The organism is Bacteroides sp. AF29-11, assembly GCF_003602895.1.
GTDB classification, from domain to species: domain Bacteria; phylum Bacteroidota; class Bacteroidia; order Bacteroidales; family Bacteroidaceae; genus Bacteroides; species Bacteroides uniformis.
This window is the reverse complement of sequence record NZ_QTLY01000004.1, coordinates 191,705-212,451: the sequence shown is the minus strand read 5'-3', so window position 1 is coordinate 212,451 and position 20,747 is coordinate 191,705. Positions and strand designations below refer to the sequence as shown.

The 20,747-nt window shown below is 47.1% G+C and carries 18 protein-coding genes and 1 pseudogene; 7 read left to right on the top strand and 12 right to left on the bottom strand.

Annotated features, from left to right (window positions below; genetic code table 11):
• Nucleotides 1-115: 115 nt before the first annotated feature.
• From DWZ03_RS08475 to ahpF, 3 genes are all read left to right on the top strand, one after another.
• A complete protein-coding gene (locus tag DWZ03_RS08475) occupies nucleotides 116-1,042 on the top strand; it encodes a hydrogen peroxide-inducible genes activator (protein WP_005826104.1) in 927 nt (308 codons plus the stop codon).
• A 195-nt stretch (nucleotides 1,043-1,237) separates the two neighbouring features.
• A complete protein-coding gene (gene ahpC, locus DWZ03_RS08470; RefSeq protein ID WP_005826106.1) occupies nucleotides 1,238-1,804 on the top strand; it encodes an alkyl hydroperoxide reductase subunit C in 567 nt (188 codons plus the stop codon).
• Between the two features lie 213 nt (nucleotides 1,805-2,017).
• Entirely contained in the window at nucleotides 2,018-3,577 is a 1,560-nt protein-coding gene (gene ahpF, locus DWZ03_RS08465) for an alkyl hydroperoxide reductase subunit F (protein WP_120129619.1), read from the top strand.
• A 38-nt stretch (nucleotides 3,578-3,615) separates the two neighbouring features.
• Here ahpF and DWZ03_RS08460 read toward each other — a convergent pair whose 3' ends face one another.
• From DWZ03_RS08460 to DWZ03_RS08430, 7 genes and pseudogenes are all read right to left on the bottom strand, one after another.
• On the bottom strand, nucleotides 3,616-5,754 hold the full coding sequence (locus DWZ03_RS08460) for a S46 family peptidase (protein ID WP_005833898.1): 2,139 nt from the start codon (nucleotides 5,752-5,754) through the stop codon (nucleotides 3,616-3,618).
• 16 nt (nucleotides 5,755-5,770) lie between these two features.
• Nucleotides 5,771-7,141 carry a TIGR00341 family protein gene (locus DWZ03_RS08455; protein ID WP_005826112.1) on the bottom strand — a complete coding sequence of 457 codons (1,371 nt, stop codon included), beginning with the start codon at nucleotides 7,139-7,141 and terminating at the stop codon, nucleotides 5,771-5,773.
• A gap of 52 nt (nucleotides 7,142-7,193) precedes the next feature.
• Nucleotides 7,194-7,825: pseudogene (gene dinD / locus DWZ03_RS08450) on the bottom strand (DNA damage-inducible protein D); the annotation flags it as partial.
• Between the two features lie 180 nt (nucleotides 7,826-8,005).
• On the bottom strand, nucleotides 8,006-9,448 hold the full coding sequence (locus tag DWZ03_RS08445) for a lipopolysaccharide biosynthesis protein (protein ID WP_120129616.1): 1,443 nt from the start codon (nucleotides 9,446-9,448) through the stop codon (nucleotides 8,006-8,008).
• A 42-nt stretch (nucleotides 9,449-9,490) separates the two neighbouring features.
• Complete coding sequence (ruvB, locus tag DWZ03_RS08440) at nucleotides 9,491-10,528, bottom strand: Holliday junction branch migration DNA helicase RuvB (RefSeq protein WP_034525480.1); 1,038 nt, start codon at nucleotides 10,526-10,528, stop codon at nucleotides 9,491-9,493.
• A gap of 1 nt (nucleotide 10,529) precedes the next feature.
• Nucleotides 10,530-11,177 carry a DUF3226 domain-containing protein gene (locus DWZ03_RS08435; protein WP_120129613.1) on the bottom strand — a complete coding sequence of 216 codons (648 nt, stop codon included), beginning with the start codon at nucleotides 11,175-11,177 and terminating at the stop codon, nucleotides 10,530-10,532.
• A gap of 3 nt (nucleotides 11,178-11,180) precedes the next feature.
• The gene (locus DWZ03_RS08430; protein ID WP_005833903.1) at nucleotides 11,181-12,260 is read right to left on the bottom strand and encodes an AAA family ATPase; all 1,080 of its coding nucleotides are present in this window, start codon (nucleotides 12,258-12,260) and stop codon (nucleotides 11,181-11,183) included.
• 298 nt (nucleotides 12,261-12,558) lie between these two features.
• On the opposite strand from DWZ03_RS08430, the gene DWZ03_RS08425 reads away from it, so the two are divergent.
• Nucleotides 12,559-12,993, top strand: coding sequence for a DUF6078 family protein (locus tag DWZ03_RS08425; RefSeq protein WP_120129611.1), 435 nt, complete (start codon nucleotides 12,559-12,561; stop codon nucleotides 12,991-12,993).
• Nucleotides 12,994-13,171: 178 nt separating this feature from the next.
• Here the strand turns inward: DWZ03_RS08425 and DWZ03_RS08420 are convergent, their stop codons facing one another.
• The gene (locus tag DWZ03_RS08420; protein ID WP_120129608.1) at nucleotides 13,172-13,939 is read right to left on the bottom strand and encodes a DNA alkylation repair protein; all 768 of its coding nucleotides are present in this window, start codon (nucleotides 13,937-13,939) and stop codon (nucleotides 13,172-13,174) included.
• Between the two features lie 131 nt (nucleotides 13,940-14,070).
• Here DWZ03_RS08420 and DWZ03_RS08415 point away from each other — a divergent pair, with 131 nt between their 5' ends.
• From DWZ03_RS08415 to ybeY, 3 genes are all read left to right on the top strand, one after another.
• On the top strand, nucleotides 14,071-15,075 hold the full coding sequence (locus DWZ03_RS08415) for a M28 family metallopeptidase (RefSeq protein ID WP_119961991.1): 1,005 nt from the start codon (nucleotides 14,071-14,073) through the stop codon (nucleotides 15,073-15,075).
• A gap of 25 nt (nucleotides 15,076-15,100) precedes the next feature.
• Nucleotides 15,101-16,333, top strand: a complete 1,233-nt coding sequence (locus DWZ03_RS08410; protein WP_008662144.1) for a nucleoside recognition domain-containing protein — start codon at nucleotides 15,101-15,103, stop codon at nucleotides 16,331-16,333.
• Nucleotides 16,334-16,400: 67 nt separating this feature from the next.
• Complete coding sequence (gene ybeY, locus DWZ03_RS08405) at nucleotides 16,401-16,814, top strand: rRNA maturation RNase YbeY (protein WP_005826129.1); 414 nt, start codon at nucleotides 16,401-16,403, stop codon at nucleotides 16,812-16,814.
• A 71-nt stretch (nucleotides 16,815-16,885) separates the two neighbouring features.
• On the opposite strand, the gene DWZ03_RS08400 is transcribed toward ybeY, so the two are convergent.
• The 4 genes from DWZ03_RS08400 to DWZ03_RS08385 form a co-directional block, all read right to left on the bottom strand.
• Nucleotides 16,886-17,422, bottom strand: a complete 537-nt coding sequence (locus DWZ03_RS08400; protein WP_117589459.1) for a hypothetical protein — start codon at nucleotides 17,420-17,422, stop codon at nucleotides 16,886-16,888.
• 128 nt (nucleotides 17,423-17,550) lie between these two features.
• Nucleotides 17,551-18,078: a hypothetical protein gene (locus DWZ03_RS08395; RefSeq protein ID WP_120129606.1), complete on the bottom strand. Its 528-nt coding sequence runs from the start codon at nucleotides 18,076-18,078 to the stop codon at nucleotides 17,551-17,553.
• A 6-nt stretch (nucleotides 18,079-18,084) separates the two neighbouring features.
• Nucleotides 18,085-19,515 carry a C10 family peptidase gene (locus tag DWZ03_RS08390; RefSeq protein WP_016272137.1) on the bottom strand — a complete coding sequence of 477 codons (1,431 nt, stop codon included), beginning with the start codon at nucleotides 19,513-19,515 and terminating at the stop codon, nucleotides 18,085-18,087.
• Nucleotides 19,516-19,584: 69 nt separating this feature from the next.
• Nucleotides 19,585-20,721 carry an aldose epimerase family protein gene (locus tag DWZ03_RS08385; protein WP_120129603.1) on the bottom strand — a complete coding sequence of 379 codons (1,137 nt, stop codon included), beginning with the start codon at nucleotides 20,719-20,721 and terminating at the stop codon, nucleotides 19,585-19,587.
• Between the last annotated feature and the right edge of the window lie 26 nt (nucleotides 20,722-20,747).

The following is a 20,747-nucleotide window of genomic DNA, read 5'->3' as shown; positions in this document are numbered from 1 at the left end:
CTATTTTTCTTTTGGGTATTGCAAAGATAAGGGGTAAATCAAGGCTTGTCAAACAGATAATTTCTATCTTTGCATAGACGAACTCTATACATAACCTTCAAATGCCTTGTTCATCATGACTTTACAACAATTGGAATACATCCTTGCCGTCAACCAGTTCCGCCACTTTGCCAAAGCAGCCGAATATTGCCGCGTGACACAGCCCACCCTCAGTGCCATGATTCAGAAACTGGAAGAGGAACTGGACACCCGGATTTTTGACCGCAGCCAGCAGCCGGTATGCCCCACTCCCGTCGGTATCCACATCATAGAACAAGCACAGAATATATTGGTTCAAGCCAACCGTATAAAGAATATTATAGAAGAAGAAAAACACTCACTGACTGGCACCTTCAAGCTGGGCATACTTCCCACCGTAGCTCCTTACCTCCTGCCCCGTTTCTTTCCGCAGCTGATGAAGAAATACCCCGACCTCGACATCCGGGTAGTCGAAATGAAAACAAACGACATCAAGAAAGCCCTGCAGACGGGAGAGATAGATGCAGGTATCGTAGCGAGTCTGGCAGGTATGGAAGAGTTGCAGCAGACGCCGTTGTTCTATGAACAGTTCTTTGCCTACGTGTCGCGCGAAGACGCCCTCTTCAACAACGAGGTAATCCGTACTTCCGACCTGAACGGCGAACAGCTTTGGCTGCTTGACGAGGGCCATTGCTTCCGCGACCAGCTGGTGCGCTTCTGCCAGATGAAGTCGGCACGTGCCAGCCAGCTTGCCTATCACTTGGGCAGCATGGAGACCTTTATGCGCATGGTAGAAAGCGGCAAAGGCGTGACCTTCATCCCCGAACTGGCCGTTCTGCAACTGGGCGATGCCCAGAAAGAGCTGGTACGTTCCTTCGCCATCCCCTGCCCCACCCGCCAGGTCGTGCTGCTGACCAATAAGAACTTTATCCGCCACACGCTGCTCGAAGTGCTGGTTAAGGAGATAAAACTTTCCGTACCCAAGGAAATGCTCTCACTGAAAGCAACCCAAGCAGTCGTATAGATTTCATCTATCGCTCCATAAAATCTTTCAATCGGATTTTTTGTTCTATCGGGGAAAAATGCTATATTTTTGCAAACAGAAAAAGCGAAGGTCGGTTGCACCTCAGCATCATCAAGCAAACTGGCTTCTACATTCTGTCTGCACAATCTTCGCATTGGTAAAACAAAAAACTAAACCTATTAAAAGAGAAAAATTATGGAACCGATCATCAACTCACAACTCCCTGAATTCAAGGTTCAGGCTTTCCAAAACGGAAGTTTCAAAACAGTATCCCACGAAGACGTAAAAGGTAAATGGGCCATTTTCTTCTTCTATCCGGCAGACTTTACCTTCGTATGCCCTACCGAGCTGGTAGACATCGCAGAGAAATATGACCAATTCCAAGCAATGGGCGTAGAAGTATATTCTGTAAGCACAGACTCGCACTTTGTGCACAAGGCATGGCACGATGCTTCCGAAAGCATCCGCAAGATTAAGTACCCCATGCTTGCCGACCCCACAGGCGTACTGAGCCGCGCATTCGGCGTGATGATTGAAGAGGAAGGCATGGCATATCGCGGCACATTCCTCGTAAATCCCGAGGGTAAAATCAAGATTGCCGAGATACAGGACAACAACATCGGACGCAATGCCGACGAGCTGCTGCGCAAGGTAGAAGCTGCACAGTTTGTTGCCACACACGATGGAGAAGTATGCCCTGCCAAGTGGAAGAAAGGAGCGGAAACTTTGAAGCCGAGCATCGACCTTGTAGGAAAGATTTGATAAGTAATAGGAGGAGCGGGCGCTTTCACCATAGAAAGACGTCCGCTTTCCTTTAAGACGTCCGCAGTACTTGTACAGAAGTACTGTAGTACTTTCAAAGGAGTACCGCAGTACTTTCGAAGGAGTATTGGAGTACTTCCTCACAAGTTCTGCAACTACTCTATATCAAACATATTAAAAGACTATTTTCTCACCCCAAACACCCTATTAATCATGTTAGAAACAACTATATTAGACCAGGTGCGGAGCGTATTCCAGCATTTGGAAGCCCGCTACGTCTTTCACATCACCTATCATCCGGGTCACGAGCAGGCACAAGAGCTTATCGGATTCTTGAAGGATGTGGCAAGCTGTTCCGACAAGCTCTCCTGCCGGATGAGTGAGATAGAGAACCCCGTGTTGGAGTTCACATTGCTGAAAGACGATGTGGAAACCGGCATCAAGTTCCGCGGCATCCCCGGCGGACACGAGTTCACTTCCCTCCTACTTGCCGTGCTGAATGCCGATGGAAAGGGGAAAAATCTGCCGGACGAAGCAATTCGTCGCCGCATCCGGGCGTTGCAAGGCGACATCAGCCTGCAAACGTATGTATCGCTTACTTGCACCAACTGTCCGGATGTGGTGCAGGCACTGAACATCATCGCATTGCTGAATCCGCACGTCACCCACGAGATGGTGGACGGGGCGCTTAATCAAGAGGAAGTGGATGCGCTGAAGATACAAGCCGTGCCGTCAGTCTACGCTAATGGCAAGCTGCTTCACGTAGGTCGCGGTTCTTTAGGAGAGCTTTTGCAGAAGCTGGAAGAAGCCTTCGGCAGTGCTCCGCAAGAGGACGAAGCACCGATAGAGAGAGATTTCGACGTGCTGGTATTGGGCGGTGGACCAGCCGGAGCTTCCGCAGCCATCTACTCTGCACGCAAGGGCCTACGGGTGGCGATTGTTGCCGAGCGCATAGGCGGACAGGTAAAGGAGACGGTAGGCATAGAAAACCTTATCTCCGTGCCGCAGACTACTGGTGCAGAACTTGCCAACGCACTCCGCACACATATAGAGCACTATCCGATAGAGATTTTCGAGGAGCGTAAGATAGAGAAAGTAAAGTTGCAGGGAACGGAAAAAAGTGTCTCCACCGTAGGCGGCGAGGTGTTCCATGCATCGGCGGTAATCATTGCCACAGGGGCAAGCTGGCGCAAACTGAATGTGGAGGGCGAAGCGGAATACATAGGACGCGGCGTGGCATTCTGTCCGCATTGCGACGGTCCGTTCTATCAAGGCAAGCATGTAGCGGTTATCGGTGGAGGTAACTCGGGGATTGAAGCTGCCATCGACCTGGCAGGCATCTGCCGGAAGGTAACGGTATTCGAATTTGCCGATACACTGAAAGCCGACCAAGTGCTGCAAGAGAAAGCCCGGAGCCTGCCGAATGTGGAAATCTTTACCTCGTCACAGACCATTAAAGTTGATGGAAACGGGGAAAAAGTAACTTCTATCCGCATCAAGGACCGCCTTACCGGCGAAGAACGCGACTTCCCGTTAGACGGCATCTTCGTGCAAATCGGTTTGGCAGCCAACAGCGCTCCTTTCCGCAACAAGCTGGAAACGACTCCGACCGGGGAGATTAAGATTGACGCTTTCTGCCGTACCACACTTCCGGGGGTATATGCGGCAGGGGATGTATCGAATGTTCCCTACAAGCAGATAGTCATTGCCATGGGCGAAGGGGCAAAGGCAGCACTCTCGGCATTCGATGACCGTATCCGTGGAGTGATTTAGAAAATATCACCCATAAAAGTATAGGCAGGGGGCACACGTTAAGGATTGGCAAGCTTCAGTTCCTGAATCAGATTTCCTGCCTTCCCATACTTCTCAATCATAAACAGTATGTAGCGTACATCTACCCCGATGGTGCGCTGCATCTTCGGCTCATAAAGGATGTCGCTGCTCATGGCTTCCCAGTTCCCATCGAAGGCAAGCCCCAGAAGTTCTCCTTTGGCATTGAACATGGCACTGCCGGAATTGCCTCCCGTAATGTCATTATTGGAGATAAAGCAGACATTCATTTCTCCCTTCTCATCGGCATATCTACCGAAATCACCGGAGGAAAGAAGGGATAGCAACTCAGGCTGCACTTCAAAATCCACATCGCCTGCATGGGCTCTGACTTTCTCCAGAATACCTTTCGCGGTGGTATAATAATCATATTCCGCTCCGTCGAAGGGGGCATAACCGCAGACAGTGCCAAAACTCAAACGCATGGTGGAGTTGGCGTCGGGATAGAAGTTACGGGATGCGTACATACGTCGCACGGCAGAGTTGAACAAACGTTCATTCCGCTCGATTTCACCGGAAGCCTGCTGTACCTGCATATTCATCTCGAATAGCTTCGTGATGAGGTCGATGCCCAAGTTGATGGCAGGGTCATTATATATCTGATAGGTGGTGTCCTGCTCCAGAAAACGCTTCAATCCACGGGGGGTGGTCAGCTCCGAGCGGGCATAAAGACTATCCACATAGGTACGCTCGTTACCTCCGTATTCTGTCGCAATCGTCTGGTAGAGCTCGGGCAGATAGGTGGAATCCACTTGGGAGCGGTATTCTTTCAACAGTGCTGTAAACACTTCCTTGTCAATGCCCAAGTCCAGATTGGCATATTTCTCAACGATAGCTTTCAGATTGGCAACCACCGTTTTCTCTTCCCCCTCAAAGTCGAAGTTGAGGATGGACAAAGCAAGCTGCACCAGTTCCGGACCGTTCAGGAAAGATTCGGCAAAGTAAGCTCTGGCACGATAAGCATCACGGCGGCTCTTGTAGTTCAACTCCAGGTCGGAAAAAAGATGCAGCAGATGTTCCCGCTCCTCCGGTGTCTGCTGTATCCAGCGACGGAGTTCGGTCTCCATGGCACGCTTCTTGTCCAGCACATGCAGTTTCTTGATGGTGCGGTTCACTCCTATGCTGTTCTTCCAATAATTGGAACTTTCGTCGTATTTGGAAGCGTACTTGATGCGGATGCTGTCACGGCTATCCATTTCACGCTTCCAGATGGCCTGCTTCACACCACGGACATCTATCTGAGCCTGGTTGGTGGTGGTCATCATCTCTTCGATGCCAAAAGAGGAAAGATAGCGTTCCGTACTGCCCGGATAGCCCATCGTCATACAGAAGGAACCCTCACGATAGCCGTCCAGGGATATCGGAGCCACGTATTCGGGATGGTAGGGAACATTGTCGGGAGAGTAGTCGGCAGGACGGTTGTCTTTGCCGGCATAGATACGGAATACGGCGAAGTCGCCCGTATGGCGTGGCCATACCCAGTTGTCAGTGTCCCAGCCGAACTTGCCCACTGAAGAAGGGGGTGCAAATACCAGACGCACATCATTGTAGTCGCGATAAACGGAAAGCCAGAATTCATTGCCTCCATAGTAAGCATCCACAATGCCTATCAGCGTGGAGTCTTTACGAGAAACCTCTTCGCCAATGACCAGCATCACCGAATCTACTACACTTGTACGCTCAGATTCGTTCATATCCGGTTTTACTGCTCCAAGTACCCGACGGGTCACGTCTTGCTGGTGCAAGAGGAAGCGGACGTAAAGTTCCGGATTAGGCAGTTCTTCACTAAGATTACGTGCCACAAAGCCGTCTTTCAGATAGTCGTGCTCCACAGACGAGTGTTGCTGTATGCTGCTGAAGCCGCAGTGATGATTGGTAAACACCAGCCCGTCCCCGGACACCACCACTCCGGAACAAAAGCCTCCGAAGCTGACTACCGCATCCTTCAGCGACGGGCGTTTCGTATTGTATAGCTTGTTGACAGACATCTGCAAGCCCAACTCTTTCATGGTCTGGCGTGTCTGCTTGTTCAGATTTCCCAGCATCCACATCCCTTCATCCGCTTGTCCCGGCAGAGAAAAAAGGAAGCAGACAGCTATCAGTATAAATCTTATTTTCATTCCGTCAATTCTTGTATTATTCAGTAATCAGCCTCAATTGCTTGGCACCCGTACGCGCCTTGAGCCACTCCGCAATCTTTTCCTTCTCGTGCGCACCCGGATGCTTGCCGAATTTCAAGACGGCAAGGGTCACAGTATCCACCCGTACAGAATCTACCGCCAGTTCAATCGCATGAGATATTGATACGGTCTTTACCGACGGGTAGAGCACTTTCAGTTCTGGGATAATCTTCTTGCCCAATTCATCGAAGGTTTTGTATCTTTCCAAATTCTGCTCCAGTGTGGCAATCTTCTGTTTCTGTTCCACCAGACGCTGCTCACTGTTCTTGTAGAAGTCTTCCATCACCATGGCACGGATGGAAGAAATATCCACCGCTTCATTGTTCATACCTTGGAGGACTATCAGCTTGGTATTGTCTAGCTTATAGTCTTTCATCTTGCTGCGGGCAATGGCGATGGAAGCTTCGGGCACTTCCTGCCCAATCAGCACGACACGTATTTCGTGGCCCTTGCCCTCGTGATGGATTTTCTTGTCCAGCACCTGCGTATTCTCAAAGGAGAGCTGCTCGTTGACAAAACGGTTGGCAGCACTCTCAAAGAAGGTATCCTGGACGATACCTACCGTCAGATAGACAGCGGGACACATGGTCAGGATAGCAATCAGGACGATATATTTACGTACTTTCTTCTCCCGGTTCTTATCCACAAACTCCTTGCGCTGGAAGTGCATCACGCGCACGCCCAGGAAAGTGGCAAGACTGATAAACACGGAATTGATGAAATAAAGATAGAATGCACCGAGGAAATAAATCAAGTTACCCGTTGCCAGCCCGTAGCCTGCCGTACAGAGAGGCGGCATCAAAGCCGTGGCAATGGCAACACCCGGAATCACATTTCCTTTCTCTTTGGTAGAGAGCGCCGTCACACCTGCCAAGCCACCCATCAAGGCGATGAATACGTCATAAATGGTGGGTGACGTACGTGCCAGCAATTCCGACTGCCCCTCGGCAACGGGACTCACCAGAAAGAAAATGGTAGCAGTGGTCACACTGAACAAGGTAGTTATCAAGAAGCTCTTCAAAGACCGCTTCATCAATTCAAAATCATTCAACCCCACAGAAAGCCCCACGCCCATGATAGGCCCCATCAGCGGCGAGATGAGCATGGCACCGATAATCACGGCTGTGGAGTTTACATTCAATCCCAACGAGGCCATGAATATGGCGAATATCAGAATCCAAAGATTGGCTCCTTTGAATTCTACTCCCTTACGGATGGAATCTACAGTTTCCAGTTCATTGTCCTTGTCTTTGCGCAAATCAAGATAGTCTTTCAGAAAAGTCTTGATAGCAAAGGTATTTCTGTTGTCGGTCGTCTTTTCTTCCATTATCAATTATCAGTTTTCAATTTTCTTTCAATGAAACGCCTCGTAAAACACTGCTGGTCATCTCGGCAGCAAAGTCCTTTGCCTTAATGCCAAGAGTTGGCAAGAAATCTGCCAAAGCACGTTTTTCCGGTGCCCCAAGTTTACGTTTAAGCATAGCAGTGTTCATGCGAAAAAGAGCTTGGTGCCCTTACTACGTATGATTCCGAACCCCTTGTCATCCACACCACGCTCGTAAAGAACACCAGAGAGGCGTTTCTCTGTCTCTGCCAACTTATGGCGAGCCTGGACACGGTCGTAGTCAAGAAGTCGTTGCTCTATTACCTCTGCCACACGTGTTTGTACAGCAAAGTAATTTTGGGCAAAAGCAATCTCCGACTTACGAGGGTCACCATTTTGTGCCACAAGGTAGCAGGCATAGCGAGTGAGCATAAAGTCTTCAATGTCCTTTGATGCACCTTTAGGCATAAGTATCGTTTTACTGATGCCGGTAAAATGATTACTCGTCTCTACACCAGCGTTTAGGCAAGCCTCCTTAGCTTTTCCTAAAACATTCTCAAACGTTTGCCATTTGGCATAGCCCAGAATGGGATATAATTCGCGAGCACTCCAGCACTCCACGCCTTCGTATTCACACGCAATGGATTCGAATCTTGCGAGGAGATTCTGAATTGCTTCTGATTTAATCATACTTGATTCTGAATTTATTGTTTGCTCTTCTGCACAATCCTTGATTTCAAAACAATCTTTATGCGATTGATTTTTCTGTCCATTGTATCACTTCAGTTTTAATAACAGTACAAAAGTAATGCTTTTCTTGACAAAACTGTTAAATACGCAATGTTTATCAATCTAACTTCTCTAACCTCACTTCACCAGCCTACCAATGAACGGAATCTGCCTCAACGGCAAGTCGCACTTCACGATATAGGTCACAAAGAGCAGCAACAAAACGGTACGGTACGCCATACGCAGGTAAATATTTTCTATCGGGACATATTCGGCAGCCAGATAGAGTACTGCCGCAAGCAGCACATAACTACCGATAGCCTTCAGGTCATACTGAATGGGATACTTCTTCTGCCCTACGAAATAGGACAGAAGCATGGCGATGCCATAGCCACAAAATCCTGCCCAGGCACAAGCCATATAACTGTATCGGGGAATCAGAAGTATGTTCATCACTACCAGCACCGTGCAACCTATCAGGGAGAAGTAGGCTCCCCAACGCGTTTCGTCAATCAGCTTGTACCAGAAGGAAAGATTGAAATAGATACCCATAAAGATTTCGGCAGCCATCACGATAGGCACTACCCGCAATCCCGGCCAGTAATCAGGGCCGATGATATAGCGCAAAATATCCAGATAGAACATGACAGCCAGGAATGCCAGCAGTGTAAAGATGATGAAAAACTTCATGGCCTGCGCATATACCTGCTTATTGTCTTTGTCCCGGCTCTTTCCGAAGACAAAAGGCTCGTATGCATAGCGGAAAGCTTGTGTAAGCATCGCCATCACCATAGCAATTTTGCTGGCAGCTCCATAAATGCCCAACTGCACGGTAGCTTCCGCCTCATCCGGATAGACAAAAGGAAAAATAATCTTATCGGCCACCTGATTCAAGATACCCGCCAAGCCAAGTACCAGTAACGGCAGACTGTAAGCAAGCATCCGCTTCAACAGTTTTTTATCCAGCACATAAGCAAACCCGCGTAACTCCGGAATCATGCAAAGCATAATGGTAGAGGTGCATATCAGATTGAAAAGGAAGGCATAGCCCACGTCATCCCCTTTCATCCCTACATAATAGACCAGATTCAGTGCTATATTCAGGAAGATAAACAGCAGTTTGAGTGCCGCAAACTTAATGGGACGCTTCTTGTAGCGCAAATAAGCGAAAGGAATGCTTTGAATAGCATCCATCGCCACCACAATCATCATCATGCCCACGTACCAGGGATGCTCACTGTACTCCATCCATCCGGCAATAGGGTCGAGAAACAGCAGCCCCAATGCAAGGAAAGTAAGCGCCCCCATACTCACACTGAGTAATGTCGTGGAGTACACACGCATCGGGTCATCCTCCCCTTTATTGGCAAAGCGGAAGAAACCGGTTTCCATGCCGCACGTCAATAATACCAGCATGAGGGCCACCCACGCATATACATTCGTCACTACGCCATAGCCGCCACTCTGTGCGGACATCGCCATGGTATATACGGGCACCAGCAGGTAATTGAGGAAACGCCCCACAATACTGCTCAGCCCATAAATGGCAGTTTCTTTTGCCAATGATTTTAATCCGGCCACTTCTTTTTAATGATTAATGGTTAGTGATTAATGATTAATGAATCACTCGTCGCCAAACAAGGTACGCTGGCTACTATAGAGACTCCGCCCCAAATGCTTGTAGGCAAGCTCCGTCACTTCACGCCCACGGGGGGTACGTTTCAGGAAACCCTCTTTTATCAAGAACGGTTCATAGACTTCCTCTATCGTGCCGGCATCTTCGCCCAAAGCGGTGGCAATGGTGGTCAGTCCCACCGGGCCGCCTTTGAACTTGTCGATGATGGTGCAGAGTATCTTATTATCTATCTCATCCAGACCGTATTTGTCGATATTCAGGGCTTCGAGGGCAAACTGTGCGATTTCCGTATCGATACTTCCCGAACCTTTCACTTGGGCAAAATCGCGTACACGCCGCAGCAATGCATTGGCAATACGCGGTGTGCCACGGCTGCGGCTCGCAATCTCGGCGGCAGCCCTTACGGAGCAAGGCACATCGAGGATGCCGGACGAACGACGGATAATGCCGCTCAACACATCATCATCGTAATATTCCAGATGCAGGTTGATACCGAAACGGGCACGCAACGGAGCTGTCAACAGACCGCTACGCGTGGTAGCTCCCACCAGCGTGAAAGGATTCAAATCAATCTGTATGCTTCGGGCAGAAGGGCCTTTGTCTATCATGATGTCTATGCGGTAGTCCTCCATGGCTGAGTACAGATATTCCTCCACTACGGGGCTCAACCGGTGTATTTCGTCGATGAAAAGTACATCATTGGGCTCCAGGCTGGTAAGCACTCCCGCCAAATCCCCCGGCTTGTCAAGTACCGGACCGGAAGTTATCTTGAAGCCTACGCCCAGTTCGTTGGCTATGATATTGCTGAGTGTTGTTTTTCCCAATCCGGGAGGGCCGTGAAGCAACACATGGTCCAGCGCCTCGCCACGCAGGCGGGCAGCTTTCACAAATATGCGCAGATTGTCCACCACCTTGTCCTGCCCGCTGAAATCCTCAAAATTCAACGGACGGAGAGCGTTCTCGAAATCACGTTCTCGGCTGGTGACGGGCTGCTGGTTGCGTATATCAAAATCTTCTTGTTCCATACTATCTATCATATAACTTATTCAGCCATCCTATAAAAGCTTTTGCTTCTTCTGCATCCGGATTCAATATACGAGCAGTAATAGCTTGTCCGATAGGCTTTCCCGGTTCATCCTGCCATGCCAAGAACGTATGTATTTTTGCCTTGGAGCGATGCACTTGCTTGTAGCGTTGTATCCCTTCTGCTTCCAACTCTGACAGCACTACTTCAACTTTCCGAATCAAAAGGTCTTCTGCCGGAATCATGTTCAATGCAAAATCCTCCAACATCCCCTCAAAACGATTATTGGGCATAATCCAAATACCTACTACAGCGTCATAGTCATTCAACGGATACAAGACCAGTCCGTCAGAAGGCAAATCTAAGCCATCACAGTCATATTTATTACTGGATTTCAAAATATCAACCAATTGCCTCCAGCGTTTTTCCACATCAGTATCAGTATCCAGCACAACACCGATACGAGGATATGCCGATGGATTAGTAAGTGTCAGCCTGAACAGCCCGATTGCGTTCTCTACACTCTCGCAAACTTTGATATTGAAATTCTGATTCACATGATGTAGTCCGCATAAAGACGAAACTACATGAAGGTCATTTTTCCCTTCAACGAACAAATGATAGGGCAAGCTCTTGCTTAATTTACTCATATCCTATCGTATTTCAACACCATTTTGTGCTATAAATTCCATCTCCTTGTCATCGCTATAGTTCACAGCAACGATCTCTCCTCCCCGGTTGTCCAAGCGAATTATCTGACCTCCCCGGTTCACAGCTATAAAACTATTGATACAATCGTGACTATGCGAAGTGGCAAATACCTGGACATTCAGTTTTTCGGAAAGCATGAAGATAACTCTCCACAATTGGGTCTGTACCGTATAGTGAAGCCCCGTTTCAAACTCATCCAGCAAGAAGACGCCACCTTTGCAATTGACCAACGCAAGAATTACAGTAAGAATCCGGTTAATGCCGTCACCCATCGAACTCAAACGAACACGCTCGCCCGTATCTTTCAAAGTGACAAAAGGGACACGCCTATTGGAATATTCATTCTCATTCAAGAAGTTCAGCCGGTCAATACTTGGTTCGATGATACGCAGGGCATCCAAAACATAACCTTCTCTATCGGATAGAGAGATACGGTCGAAAAGCAATACATTTTTTCTAAGATGAAAGTCTTGTGCCAATACGTACTCAAACGGAACTCTGTCCTTTACATTGCCCGGAAAGCCACGTCGAAAAAAAGGTATTAGCATAGGGGCATTCGAGCCTGAGACCACACTCAAACCATCACCTATGTAACGAAATAAGTGTTCGCCCGAATCAGCATCGTCATCATTATAGACCCAACGTACAATTGTCCCTCCCCTCTGTTCCTCGGCTATATGTACAAGTTTGATATTCAGTAGGTCACTCTGTTCGCCAATGGAAATAGCCGTGGCATTCCTGAAATCCATCTTACGCCCGGAAAACAAGGAGCTGTAATGCTCCGACAATACTTGGCTGAAATCCACATCCCCTTTAGCGGAATCTACATTCACCATTTCCCCTCTGAAATCCAAAATCGTTTTCAGCCATTCGTCATTCCCGTTTGCCAAATAAATGGAAACAGCTTCCAGCAACGTAGATTTACCTACATTGTTGCACCCTACTATTAAATTGACCCGAGCAAGCGAATCAATAGACAGCTCTCTTAGGTTCTTATAGTTCTTGATATACAATGACTTCATACTCCAAAGCTTTTTGTCTACTGCAAAATAACGAATTTATTTTGAGATAGCACTCATCCCCTTTCTTTTTTCACATAAGTAAAGGGCGTATGACATACCTGGCACGCTCCATACAACGGAATATTATGCTGCTCGGAGGCAAATTACAGAAAAAACGATAGAAGTAGCAAGATATATACTTGAAATATATTTGCAGGTTCACACTTTCTTCCTACATTTGTGTAAAATAACCAGCCATTTACTGACAGCAAACCAAATCTACCCCTGCTGAAAGCACAATGCATAGAACACGCTACTTATGAAAGAAGAAATATCCTTTACCCAAGTCCCCTTCAACTACCCCTTGTGCCTCAACGAACAATGTCCCAAGGCTGCCACCTGCCTCCGCCAACTCGCCATGCAGAGCATGCCTACCGAAAAGGATTACTGGAAAATCATCAGCCCCAAACGCCTTGCCACCGTCAAAGGAGAATGCCCCTTCTACCGCTCCAGTCAGAAGGCACGCTACGCCAAAGGCTTCATGAACATGCTGAACAGCCTACCCTACAACAAGCGGGGAATCGCCATCGCCAACCTGATAGCCGGCTTCGGCCAGCGCACCTACTACCGCGCCCGCAAAGGCGAACGCCTGCTGCTCCCCGAGGAGCAGGAATCCGTACTGAACGTCTTCAGACATCTGGATGCCGGCATGGCTACAGAATTTGATAGTTACGTAGAAGGCTACCTTTGGTAATACACTGGCAATCAAAGACTAATTTTGCCAACCCCTTGCCTCACCTTTGGCAAAACTTTGCCATGCCTATGGCAAAAGTTTGCCAACGCGGTGGCAAGGTCTTGCCAATAAGGTGGCAAAAACTTGTCAACTTGTTGGCAAGAAGAGCAAAATACAGTTTCACGATTTTCATTCCCCATCAGCGCTTCATAAACTCCTTGCGTTCCTCCTCCGGGAACTTCTCTATCGCATAACGCAACATCGTTCGCGGCATCGTCCTGCAATGCTTCTCCAAGAATTGCACCAGCAAGTCCTTGTCCCGCTTACCCATCTCCCGGAGCATCCATCCTACCGCCTTTTGCATCAAGTCATGCTTATGATGGAGCAGCCGTTCCGAAAGGGCTAATATATCGATGAAATCACCATTTTTGATAAGAGTATAGGTAGATACCACAGCAATGCGCTGGTCCCAAAGCAGCGGACTATCCGCCAGCCGGTAGAGGTCTTTACGAAGTTTGTCTTTCAAATATTCGCCCACAATGCCGGGGGCAGACAAATCGACCAAATCCCAATTATTGATACGGCCCGTTTGCGAAAGGTAAAAGTCATAAATCTCCTTTTTCCCCTTTTCATCGCTCTTTTTGAATCGCTCCACCAACATCAGCAAGGCACAAAGGCGACACTCGTGCCATTCACTCTGAAGCAAGGTTGCCATTACCCCAAAAGGTTCGTGCTTGTGCTGCTTTGCCACCTGCCGGGTGTTGGGTACCACCACTCCCAGAAACTTATCCCCCTCGCCATACTGCCCCTTTCCGGTCTTGAAGAAACGGGGAAGATACTCCCTTTTCACCGGGTCGATATACGCCTCCAATTCCTGCTGAATCTGTACCGAGATGCACGCCACTTCTTCTGCCGAAAGCACACGTTCGCACAAGACGGTTTCCACTGCTTCATTCTTCTTTTTCATCCTTCTCTCATTTGATTTACACGGATTTGAATTCATCCGCCAATGGACAAAAATACTACATTTATATAGAAACTATGGAAAGTTATCTTTAATTTTGCAACCGGTATGTCCAATCCTTAAAACCGTACGACATGTATAAAGCTGTTTTGGGAGCAATCTGCTGCCTTTCTTTCGCACTATCCTTACATGCACAATCTCCACAAGAAAAGGGATTGCAAAGCATCAGCCGCACTTCGGCCGAGGCTATTGTCGGCTTTCTGGCCGACGATGAGCTGCAAGGACGCGAAGCAGGCATGCACGGTTCACGACTGGCTGCCCGCTATCTGGCATCCTGCCTGAAAGAAGCCGGCATTGCCCCGCTGGAAAAGGACAATTATTACCAGCCCTTCGAGGCTTACAACAAGGAACGCCAACAACGGGGACGGTGGCAAGTGCATCCCGACTCCATCGCCATCCTTAAACAAGGCGTCCACCGCATCCTGCAGATGAGTAATGTATTGGGAACCATCCCGGGAGAACGACCGGATGAATATGTCATCGTAGGTGCCCACTTCGACCATCTGGGTGTGGACGAGACGCTGGCAAACGACCGGATATACAACGGTGCAGACGACAATGCCTCCGGTGTCTCTGCCGTCCTGCAGATAGCCCGTGCATTTCTTGCCACCGGACAGAAGCCTCTGCGCACGGTCATCTTTGCCTTTTGGGATGGGGAAGAAAAGGGATTGCTCGGCTCAAAATACTTTGTACAAAGCTGTCCTTTCATCAGCCAGGTGAAAGGTTATCTCAATTTCGACATGATAGGCCGTAACAATAAGCCCGAGCAGCCTCAACACGTTGTCTACTTCTACACCGCCGCCCACCCCGTATTCGGCGACTGGCTGAAGCAGGACATTGCACGCTACAGCTTGCGCCTGCAACCGGACTACCGCGCCTGGGACCGCCCCACGGGAGGAAGTGACAATGCTTCTTTTGCCCTGTGCAACATCCCCATCATCTGGTACCACACAGACGGACATCCCGATTACCACCAGCCTTCGGACCACACCGACCGGCTGAACTGGGAAAAAATGATAGAAATAACCAAAGCAGCTTTCCTCAACGCCTGGAATCTTGCCAACGAAAACAAATATTAATCCATTAGAAACAAAGTAACGATACATGGTTTTAAATTACATCTGGGTAGCATTCTTCGTCATCGCATTCATCGTGGCCCTCTGCAAACTCATCTTTATGGGTGATGTGGAGATATTCACAGAACTCGTCAACTCCACCTTCTCCTCTTCCAAAACAGCTTTTGAAATATCCCTGGGACTGACGGGAATACTCGCCCTCTGGCTCGGCGTGATGAAAATAGGCGAAAACAGCGGCATGATCAATGCCCTCTCCCGTTGGCTGAGTCCGGTATTCTGCCGTCTCTTTCCCGAAATACCGAAAGGACATCCTGCCATGGGCTCCATTTTCATGAATCTCTCTGCCAACATGCTGGGGCTGGACAATGCCGCTACTCCAATGGGGCTGAAAGCCATGAAGGAACTTCAGGAACTAAACCCGAAAAAGGATACTGCCACCAATCCGATGGTAATGTTCCTTGTCCTCAACACCTCGGGACTGATACTTATCCCCGTCAGCATCATGATGTATCGCTCGCAGATGGGTGCCGCCCAACCCACGGACATCTTTATCCCCACACTGATAACGACTGCCATCTCGACCATTGTCGGTGTCATTGCCGTCAGCATTGCACAACGCATCAACCTGCTGAACAAGCCCATACTTATCCTGATTGGCTGCATCAGTCTTTTCTTTGCCGCACTCATTTATCTGTTCACACAGATTAGCCGTGATGAAATGGGTGTATATTCCACTTTAATTGCCAACATACTGCTGTTCTCCATCATCCTGCTGTTCATCCTCTGGGGGCTATGGAAGAAAATCAATGTATACGATGCCTTTATAGAAGGAGCCAAAGAAGGCTTTACCACCGCCATACGCATTATCCCTTATCTGGTTGCTTTTCTCGTTGGAATCGCCGTTTTCCGCACTTCCGGCGCCATGGATATACTGGTGAACGGTATCGGTTATGTAGTAGGACTATTCGGTGTAGATACCAGCTTTGTAGGTGCCCTACCCACTGCCCTGATGAAGTCACTGAGCGGCAGCGGTGCCAACGGACTGATGATTGACACCATGAAACAGTATGGCGCCGATTCATTTGTAGGACGCATGAGTTGCGTGGCACGTGGCGCTTCGGACACCACATTCTATATTCTTGCTGTGTATTTCGGCAGCGTAGGTATCACCAAAACGAGGAATGCCGTGACGTGTGGGCTGATTGCCGATTTTTCCGGCATCATTGCAGCCATCATCATCAGTTACTTATTCTTCTTTTAAAAGAACTAGCTTAATCGCAAGAACGTAATTTCAATCGTACATCGTAAATCATTAAATCGTAAATAAAATGATTAGTTATCAGACAGACGGCGTGGAAATGCCTTCCATCAAGAAGCGTGAAACCACGGAATGGATAAAATCCGTAGCCGCCACTTACGGAAAAAGAGTCGGTGAAATCGCCTACATCTTCTGCTCGGACGAGAAGATACTCGAAGTGAACCGCCAATATCTGCAACACGATTATTACACAGATATCATCACTTTCGACTACTGTGAAGGCAACCGCCTTAGCGGTGACCTCTTCATCAGCCTCGATACCGTACGCACCAATGCGGAACAGTTCGCCGATAACAACTACGAACGTGAACTGTACCGTGTCATCATCCACGGCATCCTCCACCTTTGCGGCATCAATGACAAAGGGCCGGGAGAACGGGAGATTATGGAGGAGGCGGAGAATAAGGCGCTGGCGATGCGGTAATTCCAAAGAATAAAAACTCTGTCTTGATAAAGTGCTGATTTTACCAAGACAGAGTATTTAAGAAAAACAAGTTACTTTGCCAACACAACGACAACTAACGGGTGATATTTGTCTGCTCCTGATTCGATGCGGGCATCCACACCATCTATAGTTACTCTAATAAGTTCAACACTGCCATAACCATCATTGTACTTCCAATGGGAAATAATGGAATGTTCCTCTCCGTCACCAAAGATATAGGGACAAACAAACGTACGCCTCAATACTTCAGGCTTCTTGTCATATTTATATCCATCCCATAGTGCATCAAAGATTGCCAAAGTAAAAAGTCCGTCCCTGCTTTCCACATAGATACAGTCCGGTCCGGTAAAGTCATCTTTAGAATCGGGTTCTACCAATTTATAGGAGTAATCTTTCTCTCTCAAAGCAGGCTTACCATTTCTTCCAAGACCGGTTTGCATTCCCTCAATCAAATCATTGCCATTTTCATCGACAAATGCTAAATTGTATCCATAATGAATAGGAGGATAAGAGTCTTCCTCACTTTTGCAACCCATGAAAATCAAAGGGAATAAAGCAGTCAATAACAAAAATCTAAAATTTCTCATAATATATTTTCTGAAGTGAAACATACAAACTTACTCTATCATATTGATAAATCTATCTTCTATAGGACTAACATCATAAGCTGTATACCAACCATTATATCGTCCATATAAAAAACATAAGATACTCTCTATTTATCTAAGCTAACAAGAGCTTGAGGATAAAATTTGTCAAAACCTTCAAGAATCGGACTCTCCACATCATCTATTGTAAGACGGATAAGTTCTGCCTCCCGATAATCAGTATCAAACTTCCAATAAGAAACAATCGTATATACTTTCTCATCACCGAATATATGCTTACAGGCAAGTTTATGAGTAAGGACTTCCGGCTTCTTATGCCCATACCAGTCTTCCATGCAGACATCAATGCGTAGCGATTGATAGCCACTTACCTTTCCTAATATTAATGATTTGGTATCAAAATAATCATCTTCCGTTGATTTGATAAACTCAAAAGTATAAGTTCCGCGTAATAAAACAGAATCCCTCTCGCTGTTTATTTCAAATGGTACATCTGCAAGCAAATCATTACCCGATTTATCTATGAATGCTAAATAGTATCTATAGAGATGAGGCGGGTAAGAGTCCAATTTATGTTCACAACCGGCAAAGCATATCGCAAACAATAACAATGAATAGATATATACTCTTCTCATAATGCGTCATTTTAAGGGTGAAACATACAGATTTTCTCTGTCGTATTGATAGTTCCTATCATCTGTAGGATTCACATTATTTCCACTAAACCAGCCATTACCAGTGCCATACCACCCCCAGTTCATATGAAAATATATGCGACCAGAACCAAAAGAAGTAGTAGTGGGATTCATATAATTAGGGAATCCACAACTTGAATAACTTGGATTTGTAGAACGGTTTACAAGATACTCCACAAAATAGCTATAGGAACTTCCATATTCTTCCGCACCATCACAAACCCATGCATGCCCTTTCCAAGTTATTCCGATAAAATTTTTCCTGTCACCTGTCATATATACAGGACGTCCTCTAAAATAGATTTCACTTTCTACATCCCACATGTCATGATCCTTTTTAGATACTGCATACCCCATTGCCTCAAAACCTCTTTTGGCATCACCTAAGGAAGCTCCAGATTCGTCTTTACCATATTCCATATTCACGGCTTTACCAATCATCGCTATTAGAGATTGAGATGCAGAAGTCGGTCTATCATTAGCCATACCGCTCCAGTCAAAGGATTGAGGCCATTCATGATACTTCTCAATCTGAGCCATAGCAATGGCAACACAGCCAGCAGGATATTCATTCGGACATAATGCACTATATCCTCCCTCCTGCCCCCATTTTGTATTCATCAAAGGCCCAACTTTTCTGTTATTACTATTATATCCTACTATTGTAAACTCAAGAGGAGAACCATAAAAATTAGCCTTTTCTACAAGACTTTCATAATCTGATTGTGAGAGAAAAGATCTTGCAGAACTTAAAGGACCAAACGAATATCCCGGACACAAAGTATACAATTCGCCTAACCTTTCACGAAACATTGTCCCATCACTATAATGATCAGAAGTAGCATCACGTGTTGTGGCAGGCAGTATTTCGTAAGCCTCCCACATAGAGCGCATATTTGCCAAAGTCTCGGCATTTTGCATATCGCTTTCCTTAATAGCCCAATTTGTTTCATCCATCCAAATAGAAAAGCCACTCTGCTTAGCTTTTTCTATATTGATAGAGTTAGTATCTGAATATGCCAGAATCGGATAGTAATTCTTGGTAGCACCTACTATAACAAAACCACCGCCTTCATAATTTATTATATACATAGAAGGCGTATTGTCTTCACCGTAAACCGTCTTAATATCTTTTACTGTTTTACCAGAAAAGGCATCTGGCTCAATAGAGCCATTTCTTGTTGTCACCGCATCTTTACCATTAGCAGCTAAAAACAAGCCGGCCACCTCTGTGGCTTGACTAACCGGCACAAAGCTTTCATCATTTACAATGTCTACACAATCAGCATCCACTTCTATAGGAAGGGGTTCCATGCTATTCTCACTGCATGAACAAAATGCTGATACAATCCAAGCATACAATAAATACTTTTTCATACGCATTAATTTTTAAAGTTAACAAAAGAGATTATTATAAATATAAGGCAGGCTACGCCTGCCTTATATTTATTTCTTCACCGAAAAGCGATAGATGCAATGACTGTCATACTTTTCTCCCGGCTTCAGCAACGCCGAAGGCCATTCCGGCTTGTTGGGCGTATCGGGATATTTCTGCGTCTCCAAACAGACGGACGCACGATGACCGTACACGATACCTTTCTTTCCGGTCAGTGTGCCATCCAGGAAGTTACCGGCATAAATCTGAATGCCCGGTTCGTTGGTATAGACATCAAGCACAATACCCGTTGAGGGAGATTCGAGGGTGGCACACGGGCGGGTGATGTCACCCTTCGTATTGAGTACCCAGTTATGGTCATAGCCCTTGCCGTTCTTCAATTGCTCAAAGTCATTGTCAATGCGGGCGCCAATGGCTGTAGGAGTGCGGAAATCCATATCCGTACCTTCTACGGAAGCTATCTCACCGGTAGTCATGAAGGTACTGTCCACGGGAGTATAGGCATCTGCATCGATGGTAAGCAGATAATCCGAATTGGACTTGGAGGGATCGCCATCCAGATTGAAGTAAGAATGGTTCGTCATATTGACAACAGTGGTACGGTCTGTTTCGGCACTGTAACGAATGTCGATGGCATCGTCATCTGTCAGCGAGAAAGTGACCTTGCAGGTTAGGTTACCCGGGAAGCCCTCCTCTCCGTCTTTCGACAGATAAGTCAGTTCCAGAACCCGGTCACTCAACTGACGGGCATCGAACACTTGATATTGGTATCCCTTGGGACCTCCATGCAGGCAATGACCGTAATTGTTGCGCGGCAGCTGATACTCTACCCCATCCACTGTAATCTTACCCTGGTTGATACGGTTGGCATAACGTCCGATGGTAGCGCCGAAATCCGAAGGGAACTTGATGTAGTCCTGAATGGAATCGAAGCCCAGCACCACATCACGCATAACGCCATCCTTGTCCGGCACCATTACTGATACAATACGTCCACCGAAATTCGTAATACAAACTTCCATACCATTCTTATTCTCCAAAACAAACAAGTCTGTCTGCTTGCCATCCACTTCCGTACGGAAGTTCGCAGGTTCCAGTCCAGAAGCAGTCTTTTCACTCGCCTGTTTGCCCGTGCAAGCCGATGCCAATAGCATCACGCTTGCCAACAAAGTCATCATCTTATTCATAAATACAATATTGGTTACTGTTTAGA

Bases quoted from the DNA above. Each gene is read 5' to 3' on its own strand.
- DWZ03_RS08475 (WP_005826104.1), top strand. From the start codon at position 116: ATGACTTTACAACAATTGGAATACATCCTTGCCGTCAACCAGTTCCGC.
- ahpC (WP_005826106.1), top strand. From the start codon at position 1,238: ATGGAACCGATCATCAACTCACAACTCCCTGAATTCAAGGTTCAGGCT.
- ahpF (WP_120129619.1), top strand. From the start codon at position 2,018: ATGTTAGAAACAACTATATTAGACCAGGTGCGGAGCGTATTCCAGCAT.
- DWZ03_RS08460 (WP_005833898.1), bottom strand. From the start codon at position 5,754: ATGAAAATAAGATTTATACTGATAGCTGTCTGCTTCCTTTTTTCTCTG.
- DWZ03_RS08455 (WP_005826112.1), bottom strand. From the start codon at position 7,141: ATGGAAGAAAAGACGACCGACAACAGAAATACCTTTGCTATCAAGACT.
- ruvB (WP_034525480.1), bottom strand. From the start codon at position 10,528: ATGGAACAAGAAGATTTTGATATACGCAACCAGCAGCCCGTCACCAGC.
- DWZ03_RS08435 (WP_120129613.1), bottom strand. From the start codon at position 11,177: ATGAGTAAATTAAGCAAGAGCTTGCCCTATCATTTGTTCGTTGAAGGG.
- DWZ03_RS08430 (WP_005833903.1), bottom strand. From the start codon at position 12,260: ATGAAGTCATTGTATATCAAGAACTATAAGAACCTAAGAGAGCTGTCT.
- DWZ03_RS08425 (WP_120129611.1), top strand. From the start codon at position 12,559: ATGAAAGAAGAAATATCCTTTACCCAAGTCCCCTTCAACTACCCCTTG.
- DWZ03_RS08420 (WP_120129608.1), bottom strand. From the start codon at position 13,939: ATGAAAAAGAAGAATGAAGCAGTGGAAACCGTCTTGTGCGAACGTGTG.
- DWZ03_RS08415 (WP_119961991.1), top strand. From the start codon at position 14,071: ATGTATAAAGCTGTTTTGGGAGCAATCTGCTGCCTTTCTTTCGCACTA.
- DWZ03_RS08410 (WP_008662144.1), top strand. From the start codon at position 15,101: ATGGTTTTAAATTACATCTGGGTAGCATTCTTCGTCATCGCATTCATC.
- ybeY (WP_005826129.1), top strand. From the start codon at position 16,401: ATGATTAGTTATCAGACAGACGGCGTGGAAATGCCTTCCATCAAGAAG.
- DWZ03_RS08400 (WP_117589459.1), bottom strand. From the start codon at position 17,422: ATGAGAAATTTTAGATTTTTGTTATTGACTGCTTTATTCCCTTTGATT.
- DWZ03_RS08395 (WP_120129606.1), bottom strand. From the start codon at position 18,078: ATGAGAAGAGTATATATCTATTCATTGTTATTGTTTGCGATATGCTTT.
- DWZ03_RS08390 (WP_016272137.1), bottom strand. From the start codon at position 19,515: ATGAAAAAGTATTTATTGTATGCTTGGATTGTATCAGCATTTTGTTCA.
- DWZ03_RS08385 (WP_120129603.1), bottom strand. From the start codon at position 20,721: ATGAATAAGATGATGACTTTGTTGGCAAGCGTGATGCTATTGGCATCG.